Source organism: Nocardiopsis eucommiae (assembly GCF_965344335.1).
Taxonomy (GTDB): domain Bacteria; phylum Actinomycetota; class Actinomycetes; order Streptosporangiales; family Streptosporangiaceae; genus Nocardiopsis; species Nocardiopsis eucommiae.
In genome coordinates, this window is sequence record NZ_CBDRIY010000005.1 from 162,905 (window position 1) to 180,846 (window position 17,942).

14 protein-coding genes and 1 pseudogene are annotated in these 17,942 nt (G+C 71.0%); 14 read left to right on the forward strand and 1 reads right to left on the reverse strand.

What is annotated here, in order from left to right; all coding sequences use genetic code 11:
- The first annotated feature begins 54 nt into the window (after positions 1 to 54).
- From ACRWK8_RS05080 to ACRWK8_RS05135, 12 genes are all read left to right on the forward strand, one after another.
- A complete protein-coding gene (locus ACRWK8_RS05080) occupies positions 55 to 1,350 on the forward strand; it encodes an NADH-quinone oxidoreductase subunit D (RefSeq protein WP_378738684.1) in 1,296 nt (431 codons plus the stop codon).
- A complete protein-coding gene (gene nuoE, locus ACRWK8_RS05085; RefSeq protein WP_378738682.1) occupies positions 1,347 to 2,087 on the forward strand; it encodes an NADH-quinone oxidoreductase subunit NuoE in 741 nt (246 codons plus the stop codon). The genes ACRWK8_RS05080 and nuoE overlap by 4 nt, the downstream gene beginning before the upstream one ends.
- On the forward strand, positions 2,084 to 3,406 hold the full coding sequence (gene nuoF / locus ACRWK8_RS05090; protein WP_378738680.1) for an NADH-quinone oxidoreductase subunit NuoF: 1,323 nt from the start codon (positions 2,084 to 2,086) through the stop codon (positions 3,404 to 3,406). The genes nuoE and nuoF overlap by 4 nt, the downstream gene beginning before the upstream one ends.
- Positions 3,403 to 5,862, forward strand: coding sequence for an NADH-quinone oxidoreductase subunit G (locus ACRWK8_RS05095; protein ID WP_378738677.1), 2,460 nt, complete (start codon positions 3,403 to 3,405; stop codon positions 5,860 to 5,862). Before nuoF ends, ACRWK8_RS05095 begins: the two co-directional genes overlap by 4 nt.
- Positions 5,859 to 7,232 carry an NADH-quinone oxidoreductase subunit NuoH gene (gene nuoH, locus ACRWK8_RS05100; protein ID WP_378738674.1) on the forward strand — a complete coding sequence of 458 codons (1,374 nt, stop codon included), beginning with the start codon at positions 5,859 to 5,861 and terminating at the stop codon, positions 7,230 to 7,232. The genes ACRWK8_RS05095 and nuoH overlap by 4 nt, the downstream gene beginning before the upstream one ends.
- Entirely contained in the window at positions 7,225 to 7,773 is a 549-nt protein-coding gene (nuoI, locus tag ACRWK8_RS05105; protein WP_378738672.1) for an NADH-quinone oxidoreductase subunit NuoI, read from the forward strand. The genes nuoH and nuoI overlap by 8 nt, the downstream gene beginning before the upstream one ends.
- Positions 7,770 to 8,732, forward strand: a complete 963-nt coding sequence (locus tag ACRWK8_RS05110; protein ID WP_378738669.1) for an NADH-quinone oxidoreductase subunit J — start codon at positions 7,770 to 7,772, stop codon at positions 8,730 to 8,732. Before nuoI ends, ACRWK8_RS05110 begins: the two co-directional genes overlap by 4 nt.
- Entirely contained in the window at positions 8,720 to 9,019 is a 300-nt protein-coding gene (nuoK, locus tag ACRWK8_RS05115; RefSeq protein WP_017543069.1) for an NADH-quinone oxidoreductase subunit NuoK, read from the forward strand. The genes ACRWK8_RS05110 and nuoK overlap by 13 nt, the downstream gene beginning before the upstream one ends.
- A 14-nt stretch (positions 9,020 to 9,033) precedes the next feature.
- On the forward strand, positions 9,034 to 10,980 hold the full coding sequence (gene nuoL, locus ACRWK8_RS05120) for an NADH-quinone oxidoreductase subunit L (protein WP_431868642.1): 1,947 nt from the start codon (positions 9,034 to 9,036) through the stop codon (positions 10,978 to 10,980).
- Entirely contained in the window at positions 10,981 to 12,615 is a 1,635-nt protein-coding gene (locus ACRWK8_RS05125) for an NADH-quinone oxidoreductase subunit M (RefSeq protein WP_378738664.1), read from the forward strand.
- Positions 12,612 to 14,273, forward strand: coding sequence for an NADH-quinone oxidoreductase subunit NuoN (gene nuoN, locus ACRWK8_RS05130; RefSeq protein WP_378738662.1), 1,662 nt, complete (start codon positions 12,612 to 12,614; stop codon positions 14,271 to 14,273). The genes ACRWK8_RS05125 and nuoN overlap by 4 nt, the downstream gene beginning before the upstream one ends.
- A gap of 140 nt (positions 14,274 to 14,413) precedes the next feature.
- A complete protein-coding gene (locus ACRWK8_RS05135) occupies positions 14,414 to 15,418 on the forward strand; it encodes a polyprenyl synthetase family protein (RefSeq protein WP_378738660.1) in 1,005 nt (334 codons plus the stop codon).
- Between the two features lie 91 nt (positions 15,419 to 15,509).
- On the opposite strand, the gene ACRWK8_RS05140 is transcribed toward ACRWK8_RS05135, so the two are convergent.
- Positions 15,510 to 16,478: a hypothetical protein gene (locus ACRWK8_RS05140; protein ID WP_431868633.1), complete on the reverse strand. Its 969-nt coding sequence runs from the start codon at positions 16,476 to 16,478 to the stop codon at positions 15,510 to 15,512.
- A gap of 231 nt (positions 16,479 to 16,709) precedes the next feature.
- On the opposite strand from ACRWK8_RS05140, the pseudogene ACRWK8_RS05145 reads away from it, so the two are divergent.
- Positions 16,710 to 17,141 (forward strand): annotated as a pseudogene (locus ACRWK8_RS05145) (FAD-dependent monooxygenase); the annotation flags it as partial.
- 193 nt (positions 17,142 to 17,334) lie between these two features.
- The gene (locus ACRWK8_RS05150) at positions 17,335 to 17,892 is read left to right on the forward strand and encodes a Rossmann-fold NAD(P)-binding domain-containing protein (protein ID WP_431868644.1); all 558 of its coding nucleotides are present in this window, start codon (positions 17,335 to 17,337) and stop codon (positions 17,890 to 17,892) included.
- Positions 17,893 to 17,942: the final 50 nt, after the last annotated feature.

The following is a 17,942-nucleotide window of genomic DNA, read 5'->3' on the forward strand; positions in this document are numbered from 1 at the left end:
CCGCGCGGCCACCACACCAGCCACACGAAGGCCCCTCCGGAAGGGAGGCACGGCATGACCGTCACCGAGGACTACATCGACGCCTCCGGTGGGGACTGGGACGACGTCATCGAGAAGGCCCAGGGCACCAGCGCCGAACGCCTGGTCGTCAACATGGGACCCCAGCACCCGTCCACCCACGGCGTGCTCCGGCTGATCCTCACCCTCGACGGCGAGACCTGTACCGAGGCCCGCGTGGCCATCGGCTACCTGCACACCGGCATCGAGAAGAACATGGAGTACCGGACGTGGACGCAGGGCACCACGTTCGTGACCCGCATGGACTACCTCACGCCGCTCTTCAACGAGACGGCGTACTGCCTGGCGGTCGAGAAGCTGCTCGACATCACTGACCGGGTGCCCGAGCGCGCCAGCGTCATCCGCGTTCTGCTCATGGAGCTCAACCGGATGGCCTCGCACTTCGTGGCCATGGCGACGTTCGGCATGGAGCTGGGCGCCACCACGGTCATGACCAACGGCTTCCGCGAGCGCGAGATGATCCTGGACATCTTCGAGCTCGTCACGGGCCTGAGGATGAACCACGCCTACGTCCGGCCCGGCGGGGTGGCGCAGGACCTGCCGCCCGGCGCCGTGGGCAAGGTCCGGGAGCTGCTCAAGGAGATGCCCAAGCGCATCCAGACCATGCGCAAGCTCCTGGACGAGAACCCCGTCTACCTGGCCCGGACCAAGGACGTCGCGTACCTGAACCTGCCCGGCTGCATGGCGCTCGGCGTCACCGGCCCGCTGGTGCGCGCCTCGGGCCTGGCCTGGGACCTGCGCAAGGCCAAGCCGTACTGCGGCTACGAGGACTACGAGTTCGACGTCCCGGTCTCCGACGGCGGCGACGTGTACGCCCGCTACCGGGTGCGCATCGCCGAGATGGAGGAGAGCCTCAGGATCATCGAGCAGTGCCTGGACAAGCTCCAGCCCGGCCCGGTGATGATCGAGGACGCCAAGATCGGCTGGCCCGCCAAGCTGGCGCTCGGCCCGGACGGCATGGGCAACTCCCCGGACCACATCGCGCACATCATGAGCGGCTCGATGGAGGCGCTGATCCACCACTTCAAGCTGGTCACCGAGGGCTTCCGGGTCCCCGCGGGCCAGGCCTACGCGGCGGTGGAGAGCGCCAAGGGCGAGCTCGGCTGCTACGCGGTCAGCGACGGGGGCACCCGCCCCTACCGCGTGCACTTCCGCGACCCCTCGTTCACCCACCTCCAGGCCGTCGCCGCCATGTGCGAGGGCGGGACGGTGGCGGACGTCATCGCGGCCGTGGCCAGTATCGACCCGGTGATGGGAGGCGTGGACCGGTGAGCGAGTCCAACGAGAACAACCCCGTGGAGATCCCCGAGGTCTTCACCGACGAGGTCGTGGCGCGCCTGGAACAGGACGCCAAGGAGATCGTCAGCCGTTACCCGAAGCCGCGTTCGGCGCTGCTCCCTCTGCTGCACCTGGTGCAGTCGGAGGAGGGGCACGTCAGCGCGGAGGGCATGCGGTTCTGCGCCGACCAGCTCGGCATCACGCTGGCCGAGGTCAAGGCGGTCGCCACGTTCTACACGATGTACCGCCGCGACCCCGGCGGCGACTACCAGGTGGGCGTGTGCACCAACACCCTGTGCGCGGTGATGGGCGGAGACGAGATCTTCTCCGCCCTCAAGGAGCACCTGGACCTCGCCAACGGGGAGACCACCGGCGACGGGAAGGTCACGCTGGAGCACGTCGAGTGCAACGCGGCCTGTGACTTCGCGCCGGTCGTGATGGTCAACTGGGAGTTCTTCGACAACCAGACCCCGGCCACCGCCAAGCAGCTGGTGGACGACCTGCGTCTGGGCGCGGACGTCGCGCCCACGCGCGGCCCCGCCAGCCTGTGCACCTGGAAGCAGGCCTCGCGCGTGCTGGCCGGGTTCGACGACGGTCGCGCGGGCGAGGGCGTCCAGGCGGCCGGTCCCTCGCTGGCCGGGCTCCGGATCGCGGACCGCAACGGCTGGACCGCGCCGGACCCGAACAACCTCCCGACCCGTCCCGACCAGGGTGAGGAGGGCGCCAAGTGACCACCCTGACCCCGATCCTGTCCAGGAACTGGGACCGTCCCGACTCCTTCACGATCGACGGCTACCGGGCCACCGGCGGCTACGAGGCGCTGCGCAGGGCGCTGACCATGGACCCCGACTCCATCGTGGACCTGGTCAAGCAGTCCGGCCTGCGCGGCCGTGGCGGCGCGGGCTTCCCCACCGGGATGAAGTGGGGGTTCCTGCCCAAGGACAACCCCAACCCGCGCTACCTCGTCGTCAACGCCGACGAGTCCGAGCCGGGCACCTGCAAGGACATCCCGCTCATGCTCGCCAACCCCCACGTGCTGGTGGAGGGTGTGGCGATCGCCGCGTACGCGATCAGGTCCCAGCAGGCCTTCATCTACGTGCGCGGCGAGGTCGTCCACGTCGTCCGCCGCCTCCGCCAGGCGGTGGCCGACGCCTACGAGGCCGGGCTGCTCGGCAAGGACGTCCTCGGCAGCGGCTTCGACCTCGACGTCGTCGTGCACTCCGGGGCGGGCGCCTACATCTGCGGCGAGGAGACCGCCCTCCTGGACTCCCTGGAGGGCTACCGGGGCCAGCCCCGGCTCAAGCCGCCGTTCCCCGCCGTGGCCGGGCTCTACGCCTCGCCCACCGTGGTGAACAACGTCGAGTCCATCGCCAGCGTCCCCGGGATCGTCGCCAACGGCGCCGAGTGGTTCACGTCCATGGGCACCGAGAAGTCCGCCGGGTTCGGCTTCTTCTCCCTGTCCGGGCACGTCACCAACCCCGGCCAGTACGAGGCGCCGCTCGGGATCACCCTGCGCGAGCTCCTGGACATGGCGGGCGGGATCCGCGAGGGGCACCGGCTCAAGTTCTGGACCCCGGGCGGCTCCTCCACGCCCATCTTCACCGAGGAGCACCTGGACACCCCGCTCGACTTCGAGTCGGTGGGCGCCGCCGGGTCCATGCTCGGCACCCGCGCCCTCCAGATCTTCGACGAGACCACCTGCGTGGTCCGCGCCGTCGGCCGGTGGATCGCCTTCTACGCCCACGAGTCCTGCGGCAAGTGCACGCCCTGCCGCGAGGGCAACTTCTGGATGGTCCAGGTCCTGGACCGTCTGGAGCGCGGCGAGGGCACCGAGGCCGACATCGACAAGCTCCTCCAGATCTGCGACAACCTGCTCGGCCGCTCCTTCTGCGCGCTGGGCGACGGTGCCACCAGCCCCGTCATGTCGTCGATCAAGCACTTCCGCCAGGAGTACGTCGACCACTTCGAGAAGGGCGGCTGCCCCTTCGACCACTCCAGGTCCACCCTCTGGGCGGACCGGCCGACCACGGAAGAGGGAGGGAACCGGTGACCGTCACCTCCAACACCTCAGGCGGGTCCTCGCCCGCCCCGCCCCCGGAGGACCTGATCACCGTCACCATCGACGGTTTCCAGATCCGCGTCCCCAAGGGCACCCTGCTGATCCGGGCCGCCGAGCTGCTCGGCATCCAGATCCCCCGGTTCTGCGACCACCCGCTGCTCGACCCGGTGGGGGCCTGCCGCCAGTGCCTGGTGGAGATCCCCGACATGGGCAACGGGCGCGGGATGCCCAAGCCGCAGGCCTCCTGCACCATCACCGTCATGGAGGGGATGGTGGTCAACACCCACCTCACCTCCGAGGTGGCGGAGCGGGCGCAGCGCGGGATCATGGAGTTCCTCCTGATCAACCACCCGCTGGACTGCCCGGTCTGCGACAAGGGCGGCGAGTGCCCCCTCCAGAACCAGGCCATGTCCACGGGTCAGGGGGAGACCGAGTTCGTCGACGTCAAGCGGACCTTCCCCAAGCCGATCGCGCTCTCCACCGGGGTGCTGCTGGACCGTGAACGCTGTATCCAGTGCGCCCGCTGCACCCGCTTCGCGGCGCAGATCGCGGGCGACCCGCTCATCGAGCTGATGGAGCGGGGTGCCCAGGAGCAGGTTGGCGTCGCCGAGGGGGAGGCTTTCGACTCCTACTTCTCCGGCAACACCGTGCAGATCTGCCCGGTGGGCGCGCTCACCGGATCGGCCTACCGGTTCCGGTCGCGCCCCTTCGACCTGGTCTCCACCCCGAGCGTGTGCGAGCACTGCGCGGGCGGCTGCGCCCAGCGCACCGACCACCGCCGGGGCAAGGTCACCCGCCGTCTGGCCGGGGACGACCCGCAGGTCAACGAGGAGTGGAACTGCGACAAGGGCCGGTGGGCGTTCACCTACGCCACCCGGTCCGACCGCCTCTCCCGCCCTCTGGTCCGCGACGAGGAGTCCCGGGCCCTGGAGTTCGCCTCCTGGCCCGAGGCGATCAGCCTCGCCGCCCAGGGTCTGGGCGCGGCTCGGGGCAGGGTGGGCGTGCTGGTCGGCGGACGCCTGACCTACGAGGACGCCTACGCCTACGCCAAGTTCGCCCGCGTGGCACTGGGCACCAACGACGTGGACGCCCGCGCCCGCGAGCACTCCGCCGAGGAGGCCGACTTCCTGGCGGCCCACGTGGCGGGGACCCCGGTGGACGTCGACTTCACCGCGCTGGAGAAGGCGCCCGCCGTCCTGCTGGCCGGGTTCGAGCCCGAGGACGAGTCGCCCTCCACGTTCCTGCGTCTGCGCAAGGGATCGCGCAAGCGGGGCCTGAAGGTCTACTCGATCGCCTCGCACGCCAGCCTGGGCCTCACCAAGACCTCGGGCACCCTGGTCCGGACCGTCCCCGGCGACGAGGCCCGCGCCCTCAACGCCCTGGACTCCGAACACCCCGAGGTGGTCGAGGCGATCGGCCAGGAGGGCGCCGTCATCCTGGTCGGGGAACGGCTCGCCGCCGTCCCCGGAGCCCTCACCGCCGCCGCCGCGCTGGCCAGGCGCACGGGGGCCCGGCTTGCCTGGGTGCCGCGCCGTGCCGGTGAGCGGGGCGCGATCGACGCCGGGGCGCTGCCGGGTCTGCTGCCCGGCGGACGCCCGGTCTCCGACGACTCGGCCCGCGCCGAGGTGGCCCGCGCCTGGAACGTCGGGTCGCTGCCGGAGACCCCCGGCCGCGACACCGACGCGATCATCGCGGCGGCCGCCGCAGGTGAGCTGGACGCCCTGGTCGTCGCCGGGGTCGAGCTGGACGACCTGCCCGACCCGGACGCCGCACGCGAGGCCCTGGCGAGGGTGCCGTTCGTGCTCAGCCTCGAACTGCGCGCCAGCGACGTCACGGACCGCGCCGACGTGGTGCTGCCCGTGGCCGCCGTCGCGGAGAAGTCCGGCACCTTCGTCAACTGGGAGGGCCGCCACCGGCCCTTCGGTGACGCGCTCAAGGTGCCCGGGGCCCTCTCCGACCTGCGGGTGCTGTCCGCGATCGCCAACGCGATGGACGTCCACCTGGGTCTGCCGGACGCCGCCGGCGCCTACGACGAGCTCCTGGAGCTGGGCGTGTGGGTGGGGGACCGGCCCGCCGGACCCTCCGTCCGACCGGCCGAGCCCGTCTCACCCGCCCCGGGGCAGGCCCTGCTGTCCACGTGGCGGCAGCTCCTGGGGACCGGCCGGATGGAGGACGGCGAGCCCTACCTCGCCGGTACCGCCCGCCAGCCGCGCGCCTACCTGTCCAAGGCCACGGCCGACGAGGTCGGGGTCCCCGACGGCGGATCCCTCCGCGTCACGGGGGAGCGGGGTTCGGTGACCGTCCCCGTGGTCGTCACCGACATCGCGGACCGGGTCGTCTGGCTTCCGGCCAACGCCCACGGCTGCGACATCCGCCGTGACCTGGGCGGCACCGCCGGGCAGACGGTCATCCTGGCCGCGCCCACCACCAACGGGAGGCAGCAGTGACCCCCGCCGCTCTCGATCCGCGCGCGGCCGTACTGGCCTCGGAGAGCACCCTGAGCGCCTTCGGGAACGACCCGTGGTGGATCACCACCATCAAGGCGCTCGCGATCTTCGTCTTCCTGATGATCTGCGTGCTCATGATGATCATGGCCGACCGCAAGGTCATGGGCCGGATGCAGCAGCGCCACGGACCCAACCGGATGGGCCCCTTCGGCCTCCTCCAGTCCCTGTTCGACGGCATCAAGCTCTCCCTCAAGGAGGACCTGATCCCGCGAGGGGTGGACCGGTTCGTGTACATCGCGGCGCCGATGATCGCCGCGATCCCCGCGTTCCTCGCCTTCTCGGTCATCCCGATCGGGCCCGAGGTGAACCTGTTCGGGGTCATGACCCCGCTCCAGCTCACCGACCTGCCGATCGCCGCGCTGCTGGTCCTGGCCACCGCCGCGCTCGGCGTCTACGGGTTCGTGCTCGGCGGCTGGGCCTCCCAGTCGCCGTACGCCCTGCTCGGCGGCCTGCGCGCCTCCGCGCAGGTGATCAGCTACGAGATCGCGATGGGCCTGTCGTTCGTCGCGGTCTTCATCATGGCGGGCACGCTCACCACCTCCGGCATCGTCGCGGCCCAGGAGAACCTGTGGTTCGCGGTGCTGCTCCTGCCCTCCTTCCTCATCTACATCGTCACCATGGTCGGTGAGACCAACCGTCTCCCGTTCGACCTGGCGGAGGGCGAGGGCGAGATCGTCGGCGGCTTCATGACCGAGTACGGGTCCATGAAGTTCACGATGTTCTTCCTCGCGGAGTACGTGAACATGTGCACCGTCGCGGCCGTGTCCGTGACGCTCTTCCTCGGCGGCTGGTACGCCCCGCCCGGGGTCACCGCGATCCTGCCCGGCGCCAACGAGGGCTGGTGGCCCGCCCTGTGGTGGCTGCTCAAGTTCGTCGCCGTCATGTTCCTGTTCATCTGGGCCCGCGGCAGCCTCCCGCGCGTCCGGTACGACCAGCTCATGAAGCTCGGCTGGAAGGTCCTCATCCCGATCCAGCTCGTGTGGATCACCGGCGTGGCCGTCGTCCGCATGCTCGTCATCGACGACGCGCACCCGCTGGTGATCGCCGCCGTGGTCGCGGGCTTCACCGTCGCCACCGTCGCGGCCATCGCCGCCTGGGTCCGCTTCGTGCGCCGCGAGCGCGCGGAGGAGGCCCGCCAGCGCGCCGAGAACGCGCGCCGCGCCCACAAGGAACCCTCCTTCGGCGGGTTCCCGGTGCCCCCGAGCACCGCCGCCCACTACGGCAGCAGCGTGCTCGCCGAACCGTCGCGGACGGCCACGGCCGCCACCGCCGAACGCAACCAGAAGAAGGGGGAGGTTACCGGTGCTTGAGTGGCTCAACCCCGTCAAGGGTTTCGGTGTCACCTTCCACACGATGTTCAAGAAGGTGCCCACCGTCGAGTACCCGGAGGTCAAGCGCCCCACGGCGCCGCGCTTCCACGGACGGCACCAGCTGAACCGGTGGGCCGACGGCCTGGAGAAGTGCATCGGGTGCGAACTGTGCGCCTGGGCCTGCCCGGCCGACGCCATCTACGTGGAGGCGGGAGACAACACCGAGGACGACCGGTACTCGCCCGGTGAGCGGTACGGGCGCGTCTACCAGATCAACTACCTGCGGTGCATCCTGTGCGGTCTGTGCGTGGAGGCCTGCCCGACACGGGCCCTCACCATGACCAACGAGTACGAGCTGGCCGACGACAACAGGCAGAGCCTGATCTGGACCAAGGAGCAGCTGCTGGCCCCGCTGCGCGAGGGCATGGAGCAGCCGCCCCACCCGATGCGCCTCGGTGACACCGACCACGACTACTACGCCACCGGGCGCGGTGAGCACGGGACCCAGGACCGGCCGGAGAACACGGGGGCGGTCCGTTGAACCCGCTCACCCCCGACACCCCCGCGCAGCACCTCGCCGCGTCGGCGCCCATCGGCTCCGGTGAGGCCACGGTCTTCTGGGTCCTGGGCACGATCGTCGTGCTCGGGGCACTCGGCGTGGTCTTCTCCCGCAAGGCCGTGCACTCGGCCATGTCGATGGCGCTGGCCATGGTCGGCCTGGCGATCTTCTACGGCATCAACGAGGCCCCGTTCCTCATGGTCGTGCAGATCGTCGTCTACACCGGCGCCGTGCTGATGCTGTTCCTGTTCGTCCTGATGCTCGTGGGCGTCAGCTCCGCCGACTCCCTCGTGGAGACCCTGCGCGGACAGCGGCTCATGACCGCGATCGTGGCGATCTGCTTCGTCGGCGCCCTGACCACCGGGATCACCCGGATCGTCGTGGGCGACCCGGCCGGGATCGCGGCCGCCGCCACCCCGGTCGGCGGCACCATCCCGTGGATCGCCAGCGAACTCCTGCTGCGCTACGTGGTGGCCTTCGAGGCCACCGCCGCGCTGCTTGTCACCTCGGTGCTCGGCGCCATGGTGCTCGCGCACACCGCCCGCACGGGCAGGCGCCGCACCCAGCGGGAGATCTCCGAGGACCGCATCAGGGGCGACCACCCCACCCCGCTGCCCGGACCCGGCACCTACGCCCGGCACAACGCGATCGACATGCCCGCGCTGCTGCCCGACGGCACGGTCTCGAAGCTCTCGCTCAACCCGGTCCTGGCCGCGCGTGACCCCGAGTACCAGTCGGGTGTCCCGATGGACGTCCGGTCCGGGCGGGACGCGCTCCCCGGCGGGGGGTCCGACTCGGCCGACTCCAAGGAGGGCGGGATCACCGCCGACCAGGACGAGGACCCCGCCGACCACGGTGAGGACGGCTCGGCCGCCGCCACCGACGGCGAAGAGAACGGCAACGGCAACGGACAGGAGGTCGAGTCCTCGTGGACCCGATGAACTACATCGTCCTCGCGGCGCTTCTGTTCACCATCGGCGCGGTCGGCGTCCTCGTCCGACGCAACGCGATCATCGTCTTCATGTGCGTGGAGCTCATGCTCAACGCCTGCAACCTGGCGTTCGTCGCGTTCGCCCGGATGCACGGGGACATCGAGGGGCAGGTCGTCGCCTTCTTCGTGATGGTCGTGGCCGCCGCCGAGGTGGTCGTGGGCCTCGCGATCATCATGCAGATCTTCCGAACCCGCAGGTCGGCGTCGCTCGATGACGCGAACCTGCTCAAGCACTAGAAGGCGACGTGGCAGTGACACAACATCACGCGTACCTCGCCGCCGATCCCGTGGTGGCGACCACGGCCGACAGCGCGGTGCTGTCGAACGCCTGGCTGCTGATCGCCCTGCCACTCGTGGGCGCGGCGATCCTGCTGCTGGGCGGGCGGCGCACCAACGGGTGGGGGCCGCTGCTGGCCACCGCCCTGCCGATCGGCTCCTTCGTCTGGGCGGTCCTCGCCCTGTTCGACCTCCTCGGCCGGAACGCGGCCGAGCGCTCCGTCTCCGTACCGGTCTACGAGTGGTTCGCGGCGGGTGACTTCTCCGCCCGGATCAACCTCCTGGTGGACCCGCTCTCGATCAGCTTCGTCCTGCTGATCACCTTCGTGGGCTCGCTCATCCACGTCTACTCGCTCGGCTACATGGCCGACGACCCGGCCCGGCGGCGGTTCTTCGCCTACCTCAACCTGTTCGTCGCGGCCATGCTCGTGCTGGTCCTCGCGGACAACTTCGTGCTGCTCTTCCTCGGCTGGGAGGGTGTGGGCCTCGCGTCCTACCTGCTCATCGGGTTCTGGCAGTACAAGCCCACGGCGGCCACCGCGGCCAAGAAGGCGTTCCTGATCAACCGGGTCGGTGACGTCGGCCTGCTCGTGGCGATCATGGTGATGTTCACCGTGCTCGGCGCGGTCAGCTTCAGCGACGTCTTCGCCGCGGTCCCGGGCGCCAGCGACGGCGTCCTCCTCGCGATCGGCCTGCTCCTGCTCCTGGGCGCCTGCGGCAAGTCCGCGCAGCTCCCGCTCCAGGCGTGGTTGCTGGACGCCATGGAGGGCCCGACCCCGGTGTCGGCGCTCATCCACGCCGCCACCATGGTCACGGCGGGCGTGTACCTGATCGTGCGCGCCGGGCCGATCTTCGAGGGCGCCCCGGTGGCGCAGACGGTCGTCATGACGGTCGGCGCCGCCACCATGATCGCGGGCGGCCTGATCGCCTCGGCCAAGGACGACATCAAGAAGTCCCTGGCCGGTTCCACCATGAGCCAGATCGGCATGATGGTGCTGGCCGCCGGGCTCGGCCCGGTCGGCTACGTCGCCGCCATCGCCCACCTGATCACGCACGGCTTCTTCAAGGCCGGGCTGTTCCTGGGCGCCGGTTCGGTCATGCACGGCATGAACGACGGCGTCGACATGCGCCGGTACGGCGGCCTGGCGTCGAAGATGCCGATCACCTTCGCCACCTTCGGCCTGGGCTACCTCGCCATCATCGGGGTCCCGTTCCTGTCCGGCTGGTGGACCAAGGAGAGCATCATCTCCGCCGCCTTCGGTATCGGCGGGACCGCCGGGGCGGTCTTCGGCACCGCGATCATCGCGGGCGCCGCGCTCACCGCCTTCTACATGTCGCGGATGGTCTTCATGACCTTCCTCGGCGAGAAGCGCTGGGACGAGGGCGTGCACCCGCACGAGTCGCCGGTGAGCATGACCGCACCCATGGTGGTGCTGTCGATCGGGTCGGTCGCCCTCGGCGCCTTCCTGGTCTTCGGCGACCGGTTCGCGGGCTTCCTCGCCCCGGCCATCGGCGCCGAGCCGCACCACTTCACCGTGGGCCACGCCTTCACCGCGCCCTACGGCATCGCCGCCCTGGTCGTGCTGGTCCTGGGCGTCGCCCTGGCCTGGTTCATGTACCTGCGCAAGCCCGTGGCGCGCACCGCGCCCCAGGGCAACCTCGTCACCGACGCGGCCCGCAACGAGCTGTACGGCAACGAGATCAACGAGGGCCTGTTCATGCGACCCGGCCAGGTGCTCACGAAGGCGCTGGTCGTCATCGAGGACAAGGTCATCGACGGCGCGGTCAACGGGCTCGGTGCCGGGGTCGGAGACTCCTCCACCGGACTCGGCCGGACACAGACCGGGTTCGCCCGCACCTACGCGCTCACCATGCTCCTCGGCGCCGTGATCGTCGCCGCGACGCTGGTTGTGAGGTTCTAAATGCTCCCCTGGCTCACTCTCGCGATCGCGCTCCCAGCGATCGGCGCGGCCGTCATCTGGGCGCTGCCGCGCGTCAAGGCCCCGGCGGCGTCGGGCGGTGCCACGGCCTCGGCCGGCGCCGGGTCGGCCTCCGGCACGGCCACCGCCACCAAGGTCCGTCCCGCGACGGGCGGGGCGGCCTCGGCCGAGCCCGCCAAGCGCCTGGCCCTGGGCTTCTCCGTCGCGACCCTGCTGCTGGTCGTGGCGATGGCCCTGAACTTCGACACCTCCGGGGCGGGGGGCCTCCAGTTCGAGGAGGTCTACCCCTGGATCCCCTACTTCGGGGTCCACTTCGCGGTCGGCGTCGACGGCATCGCCCTCGTGCTGATCCTGATGTCCGTGATCCTCGTACCGCTGGTGGTCCTGGCCGCCTGGCGGGAACACGACGACCGGGACGACGGCGGGCGCGGCTACTTCGCGCTCATCCTCGCGCTCGAGGCGATGATGATCGGTGTCTTCGCCGCCACCGACGTCTTCCTGTTCTACGTGTTCTTCGAGGCCATGCTCATCCCGGTCTACTTCATGATCGGGCGCTACGGACGCGGCGCCGACCGCGCCAAGGCGGCCATGAAGTTCCTGCTGTACAGCCTCGCCGGTGGCCTCATCATGCTGGTCGCGGTGATCGGCGTGTACGTCATCGGCGGCACCTTCCTGTGGACGGAGCTCACCGACCCGGGCGGCGCCCTCGCGGCCGTCGACCCGGCCACCGCGCGCTGGCTCTTCCTCGGGTTCTTCATCGCCTTCGCGATCAAGGCCCCGATGTGGCCCGTGCACACCTGGCTGCCCAGCGCCGCCGGGTCGTCCAGCCCCGGCACCGCCGTCCTGCTGGTCGGCGTGCTGGACAAGGTCGGCACCTACGGGATGCTCCGGTACTGCCTGGAGATGTTCCCCGCCGCCGTCTCGTGGTTCGTGTGGCCCGTGGTCGCGCTCAGCCTGGTCAGCATCTTCTACGGTGCGATCCTCGCGATCGGCCAGAGCGACATGATGCGCCTGGTCGCCTACACCTCGGTGTCCCACTTCGGCTTCATCACCCTGGGCATCTTCGCCCTGACCGAACAGGCCCAGGCCGGGGCCGCCCTCTACATGGTCAACCACGGGTTCGCCACCGGCGCGCTCTTCCTGATCGTGGGCTTCCTCATCGCCCGCCGGGGCAGCGCGAGGATCGAGGACTACGGGGGCGTCCAGAAGGTCGCGCCCAAGCTGGCCGGGGTCTTCCTGATCGCGGGTCTGGCCGGTCTGGCTCTGCCGGGCCTGGCCCCCTTCGTCAGCGAGTTCCTGGTGTTCGTCGGCGTGTACGCCTTCAGTCCGGTCCCGGCGGTCATCGCCGCGCTCGGCGTGGTCCTCGCCGCGCTCTACATCCTGTGGATGTACCAGCGCACGATGACCGGCCCCACCCCGGAGAAGCTGTCGGCGCTGCCGGACCTGTCCGGTCGTGAGACCTGGGCGGTCGCCCCGCTGATCGCCCTGATCATCGCGTTCGGCGTCTACCCGCAGCCCCTGCTCAACGTGATCAACCCCGCCGTCGAACGCACCGTGGAGGCCCCGGCCGACGAGGTGGCGGTCGCGGACGGCGACGCGGAAGGAGACGAGGAGTGATCCCCCTCAACCTCGCGGACGGGGCGCCCCCGGCGCTCCACGGAGTCACCGAGGCTCCACCGGTCCTGGACTGGTGGCTGCTCGCACCGTTCCTGGTGCTGTTCGGCGCCGGTGTGCTGGGCGTGCTCCTGGAGGCCTTCTGGCCCAAGGGGTCCCGGCGCACCGCGCAGATCGCCCTGGCGGCGGCCGCGCTGCTGGGCACGTTCCTCCTGCTGGTCCTCCAGGTGGAGGCGGTCGGTGACGGCACCACCATCGCCAACGGCGTGCTGGCCGTGGACCGGACGGTGCTCTTCTTCCAGGGCACCATCACCGTGCTGGCCCTGATCAGCCTCATGCTGATCGCCGAGCGGCGGGACGGCCGGGACGCGTTCTCGGCCCAGGCCGCCACGGTCCCGGGCAGCGAGGAGGAGCGCACGCACATCCTCGCGGGCTCGCAGCACACCGAGGTGTACCCGCTGGTGCTGTTCGCGGTGCTGGGCATGCTGATGTTCCCGGCCTCGAACGACTTCCTGGTCATGTTCATCGCCCTGGAGGTCATGAGCCTCCCGCTGTACCTGCTCTGCGGGCTGGCCCGCAGGAGGCGCCTGTTCTCGCAGGAGGCCGCGGTCAAGTACTTCCTGCTCGGCGCGTTCTCCTCGGCGTTCTTCCTGTTCGGCATCGCCATGGTCTACGGCTACGCGGGCTCGGTGAACTTCGGCGTGATCCGTCAGGCGGTGGAGTCCGGCGGGGCCGAGATCTTCCAGGACGGCAACGGCGAGCCGCTGCTGCTCATGGGCGTGGGCCTGGTCGCGATCGGCCTGCTCTTCAAGGTCGGCGCCGTGCCCTTCCACAACTGGAAGCCGGACGTCTACCAGGGAGCGCCGACCCCGATCACCGCGCTGATGGCCTCCTGCACGCTGGTCGCCGCCTTCGGCGCCCTGCTGCGGGTGTTCTTCGTGCCGTTCGGCACCTCGGCGGCGATCTGGGAGCCGATGCTGTGGACGGTGGCCATCCTGACGATGGTCGTCGCCGCGATCGTGGCCGTCACCCAGCGGGACGTCAAGCGGCTGCTGGCCTACTCCTCGGTGGTGCACGCCGGGTTCATCCTCACCGCCGTGGTCGCGGGCAGCGTCGAGGGCCTCGCGGGCGCCATGTTCTACCTGGCCGCCTACGGGTTCACCACGCTGGGCGCGTTCGCCGTCGTCACCCTGGTGCGCACCAGGGACGGCGGACAGGAGCTCGGGGACCTCGACCGCTGGGCGGGGCTCGGGCGCCGTTCGCCGGGGCTGGCCCTGGCGCTGTCGCTGTTCCTGCTGGCCTTCGCGGGTATCCCGCTGACCAGCGGCTTCATCGGCAAGTTCGCGGTGTTCGAGGCGGCCGTCGCGGCCGGGGCGACGCCGCTGGTCGTCATCGGCGTGCTCAGCAGCGCCGTCACCGCGTACTTCTACGTGCGGATCATCGTTGTGATGTTCTTCCGGGAATCCGAGGGCGAGGGTCCGACGGTGGCCCGTGCCGGAGTGCTCACCGGAAGTGTGATCACCGTGGGTGTGGCGGCGACCCTCGCGCTCGGAATCCTCCCGGGTGCCTTCCTTGACACGCTCCTGCCGTCCGGTGAACCGGGTCAGGAACCGGCCGCGGTGATGGTCGACCAGGTCACGGAGGTATCCGCCGACGAGTGAGTGCCGACCCGGGTGTGGCTTTGGACCTTCATTCCGGGTCGGATACCGTGGCAAGTCGGATCATGTTCATGTGCTGAGCGTGTGGTGGCCTCCTCCCGAGGGGGCCACCAGCACGCCCGTTCAACAGGTGGAGCTTTACGGTGAGCGGTGCTGTCCCGAGCGGTTTTCTCGCTCTGCCGAGAGTCGACCCGTCCCTCGCCCGGGAGGTCCAGGACGACCTGGAGAAGGTCGAGGAGCTGCTGAGGGAGTCGGTGCGGTCCAGCGACCCCATGCTGACCGAGGCCGCCTCCCACCTGCTGGCCGCCGGAGGCAAGCGCTTCCGCGCCATGCTGGTGCTGCTCGCGGCGCACTTCGGTGACCCCCGGGTCCCCGACCTCATCCCGGCGGCGGCGGTGGTCGAGCTGACCCACGTGGCCACCCTCTACCACGACGACGTGATGGACGAGGCGGAGCTGCGGCGGGGCGAGCCCAGTGCCAACCAGCGCTGGGGCAACACCATCGCGATCCTCACCGGCGACTACGTGTTCGCCAAGGCCTCCACCATGCTCGCGGACCTGGGCACCGAGGCGGTCCGGCTCCAGGCCGAGACCTTCGCGCGCCTGGTCCAGGGGCAGATCCTGGAGACCTCGGGGCCGCGCGACGGCATCGACCCGCTCGACCACTACCTCAACGTCATCGACGACAAGACGGCGTCGCTGATCGCCTCGTCGGCCGAGTTCGGCGGCATGTTCGGCAAGGTCGACCCGGAGACGGTGGGCACCCTGACCCGCGCCTGCGACGCCCTGGGCATGGCGTTCCAGCTGGCCGACGACATCCTGGACGTGGCCAGCGAGAGCGCCGACTCGGGCAAGGTCCCCGGAACGGACCTGCGCGAGGGCGTGCTGACGCTGCCGATGTTCTACGCGATGCGCTCGCGGGACCCGGCCGACGAGCGGCTGAAGTCGCTGCTGGGCCGCCCGCTGGGCGACGCCGAGGCGGAGGAGGCCCTGGGCCTGCTGCGTCCGCACCCGGCGATGGCCGAGGCCGACGCGACACTGCGCGGCTGGGCCGAGAAGGCCCGCGCGGAACTGTCCACCCTGCCGGACATCCCGGCGCGGGACGCCTTCCTGTCCCTGTGCGACTACGTGGTGGAGCGCTCCGGCTGATCCGCTCCGGAACACGTCGCGGGCCCCGCCCGGAACCACGGTTCCCGGCGGGGCCCGCGTGCGTGTGTGTGGGCGGACCGGGCGCGGGGGCTCAGACGGCGGGCAGCGGGACGCCCAGCCTCCTCCGGGTGCGCGCGTACTCGGCCGCCGGGTTCCGGGCCATGTGGCCCCACAGGTTGCCCTGGCCGTGGGGGACGACGGTCCCGGCCCGTTCGAGGACGGCCGCCGCGCGCTCGTCCTCGAAGCACAGAGCGAGCGCGGAGCCGAAGGCGTGCGCGTCGCGGGCCACCAGGGGGTAGTCCGGATCGCCCTCCAGCCAGCGGTCGGCCGCCGCGACGATCTCCGCCGTCACGGCCGTCTCCGTGTAGTGGATCGTGAGCAGGTCGCGCGTCTCGCCGACGGTCTCGGCCTCCTGCTCCCTGATCCAGTAGAGGGCCTTCTCGTAGTGGGCCTGGGGGACCAGGACCAGGGAGCGGTCCCCGGCGGGGGCCTCCCGGACCACCTCCCGCGCGAAGGCGAACATCTGCTCCTCCGAGCCCGACCACTTCCGGCTCAGCACCTGGAGCCGGGACTCCAGGGAGGCGTGGTGGCGCGGGTCGAGCGCGACGATCCGCTCCCAAAGGTGGTCCAGCTCCTCGCGTGCCATGCCGGACCCGAGCCCGAACCACTGGAGCTGGTCGAGCGCGGTGGGGGTCAGGCTCATCCGGGCCGCGTACGCGAGCGGCTCGAAGGCCGGGGCCAGCGTCTCCCGGAAGCGCTCGAAGCGGTCGTGCCCGACGTCCTTGGCCCACCGGCCCGAGCGGATCGCCCAGGCGGCCCTGATCCGTGTGACGCCCGCCCACATGAGCAGGTCCGGTTCCGGATCCGGCTGGTCCATCCCGGCCTCCAGGGTGCCGAGGAGCGCCGTCCCCTCCTTGGAGAGCAGGTGGAGGCGCATGGCGCGCAGCTGGGGGTCGTCCACGGACAGGAGGGCCAGCCCCGAGGCGACGTCGCCGTGGGTGAGGCCGTGTCTGCGCACGACCTGATCATCGCTCCGGCCGAGGAGCTTGCTGAGAACCATGTCCTGATTCTTGTGCGCCCGGAAGGGGACGAACGCGGCCTACGGGATCGAAACGGCAACGTTTGGGGGCCGGAGGGGTCCGCGACCGACGCCACCCGTCGGACGGCCCACTCTCCGTGACGTGACCCCCGGCCCGAAGGTCGGGACCGTGCCGTGCCCTCGGAGGAGACGTTGACAGTGATTTGAACGTACGTACAATCAAACCACCGAACTCGTCCTCAGGAGGCCGACATGACCCCAGTACGCGTCCTCGTCTCCGGCGGAGGCATCGCCGGACCCGCGCTGGCGTACTGGCTGCGCCGACACGGCATGCGTCCGACCGTCGTGGAACGGGCACCGGCGGTGCGGGACGGCGGTCACCGCCTCCAGATCGAGGGGCCCGGAGTCGGGGCCCTGCGCCGCATGGGCCTCCTGGACGAGCTCCGGGGACTGGGCGTCCCCTCGCCCGAAGGGATCCGCCTCGACTACGGGGGAGGCCGGGGAGCGGTGATCCCCGGAGTGTCCACCCTCGTCTCCGGGGAGCCCGGGCTCGTGCTCCGCAGGGGGGACCTGTGCGCGGCGCTCCACCGGCACGTCCGCGATGACGCCGAGTACCTGTTCGACGACTCCGTGACCGCCCTCCACGAGTCCGACGACGGCGTCACCGTGAGCTTCCTGAACCGGGAGCCGCGCGTCTTCGACCTCGTCGTGGGCGCGGACGGCACGCACTCCCACCTCCGCTCCCTGGTTTTCGGTCCGGAGCTTCCGGCGGTACCTGGGCACCAACCTGGTCCTCTTCGACGTCGACCGTCACCGGACCCCCTCCGACCACGTCGTCGGACACGTCCGATCCGGGCGGGGACTTCTGCTCGCACCCCTGCCCGACCCCGCGCGCGAGGAGTGCACGGTCCTCACCCGGGACCGCGCACCCGTGACCGACCCCGAGACGCACCGGAGGTCGCTGCGGGAGCGCTTCGCGGGCGACGGCGCGGCGACGGATCGTGCCCTGGCGGCCATGGACGAGGCCCCGGCGGTGCACGTGGCACCCAGCGCGCAGATCCGCATGGACACCTGGACCCGGGGCCGGGTGGCCCTGCTCGGGGACGCAGGCTACTGCCCCGACCCGATGACCGGCCAGGGAAGCACCCTCGCCCTGGTGGGGGCGTGCGTCCTCGGCGGCGCGATCGTCCGGGCGCGCGGCGACCACCGGGTCGCCCTCCCCGCCTACGAGCGGGCGATGCGCCCGTTCGTCGACCCCAACCTGGCCATGGGCGGCACGAACACCGGGCTGGTCGCACCGGACACCGGCCCGACCGGGCTGAGGGCGCGCTCATGGGTCCTGCGCGGCCTCACCCGGCTCTCCTCCCTCGTCGGGACCCCACCCGGGATGCGGCGGGCCTACGAGTTCCCGCTCGGGGAACACGTCCCGCACTGAGCGGACACGACGGCGGGGGGGGGGGGGGGGGGGGGGGGGGGGGGGGGGGG

Excerpts from the sequence above, each read along its gene's own strand:
- ACRWK8_RS05080 (WP_378738684.1), top strand. The coding sequence starts at position 55 with ATGACCGTCACCGAGGACTACATCGACGCCTCCGGTGGGGACTGGGAC.
- ACRWK8_RS05125 (WP_378738664.1), top strand. The coding sequence starts at position 10,981 with ATGCTCCCCTGGCTCACTCTCGCGATCGCGCTCCCAGCGATCGGCGCG.
- ACRWK8_RS05140 (WP_431868633.1), bottom strand. The coding sequence starts at position 16,478 with ATGGTTCTCAGCAAGCTCCTCGGCCGGAGCGATGATCAGGTCGTGCGC.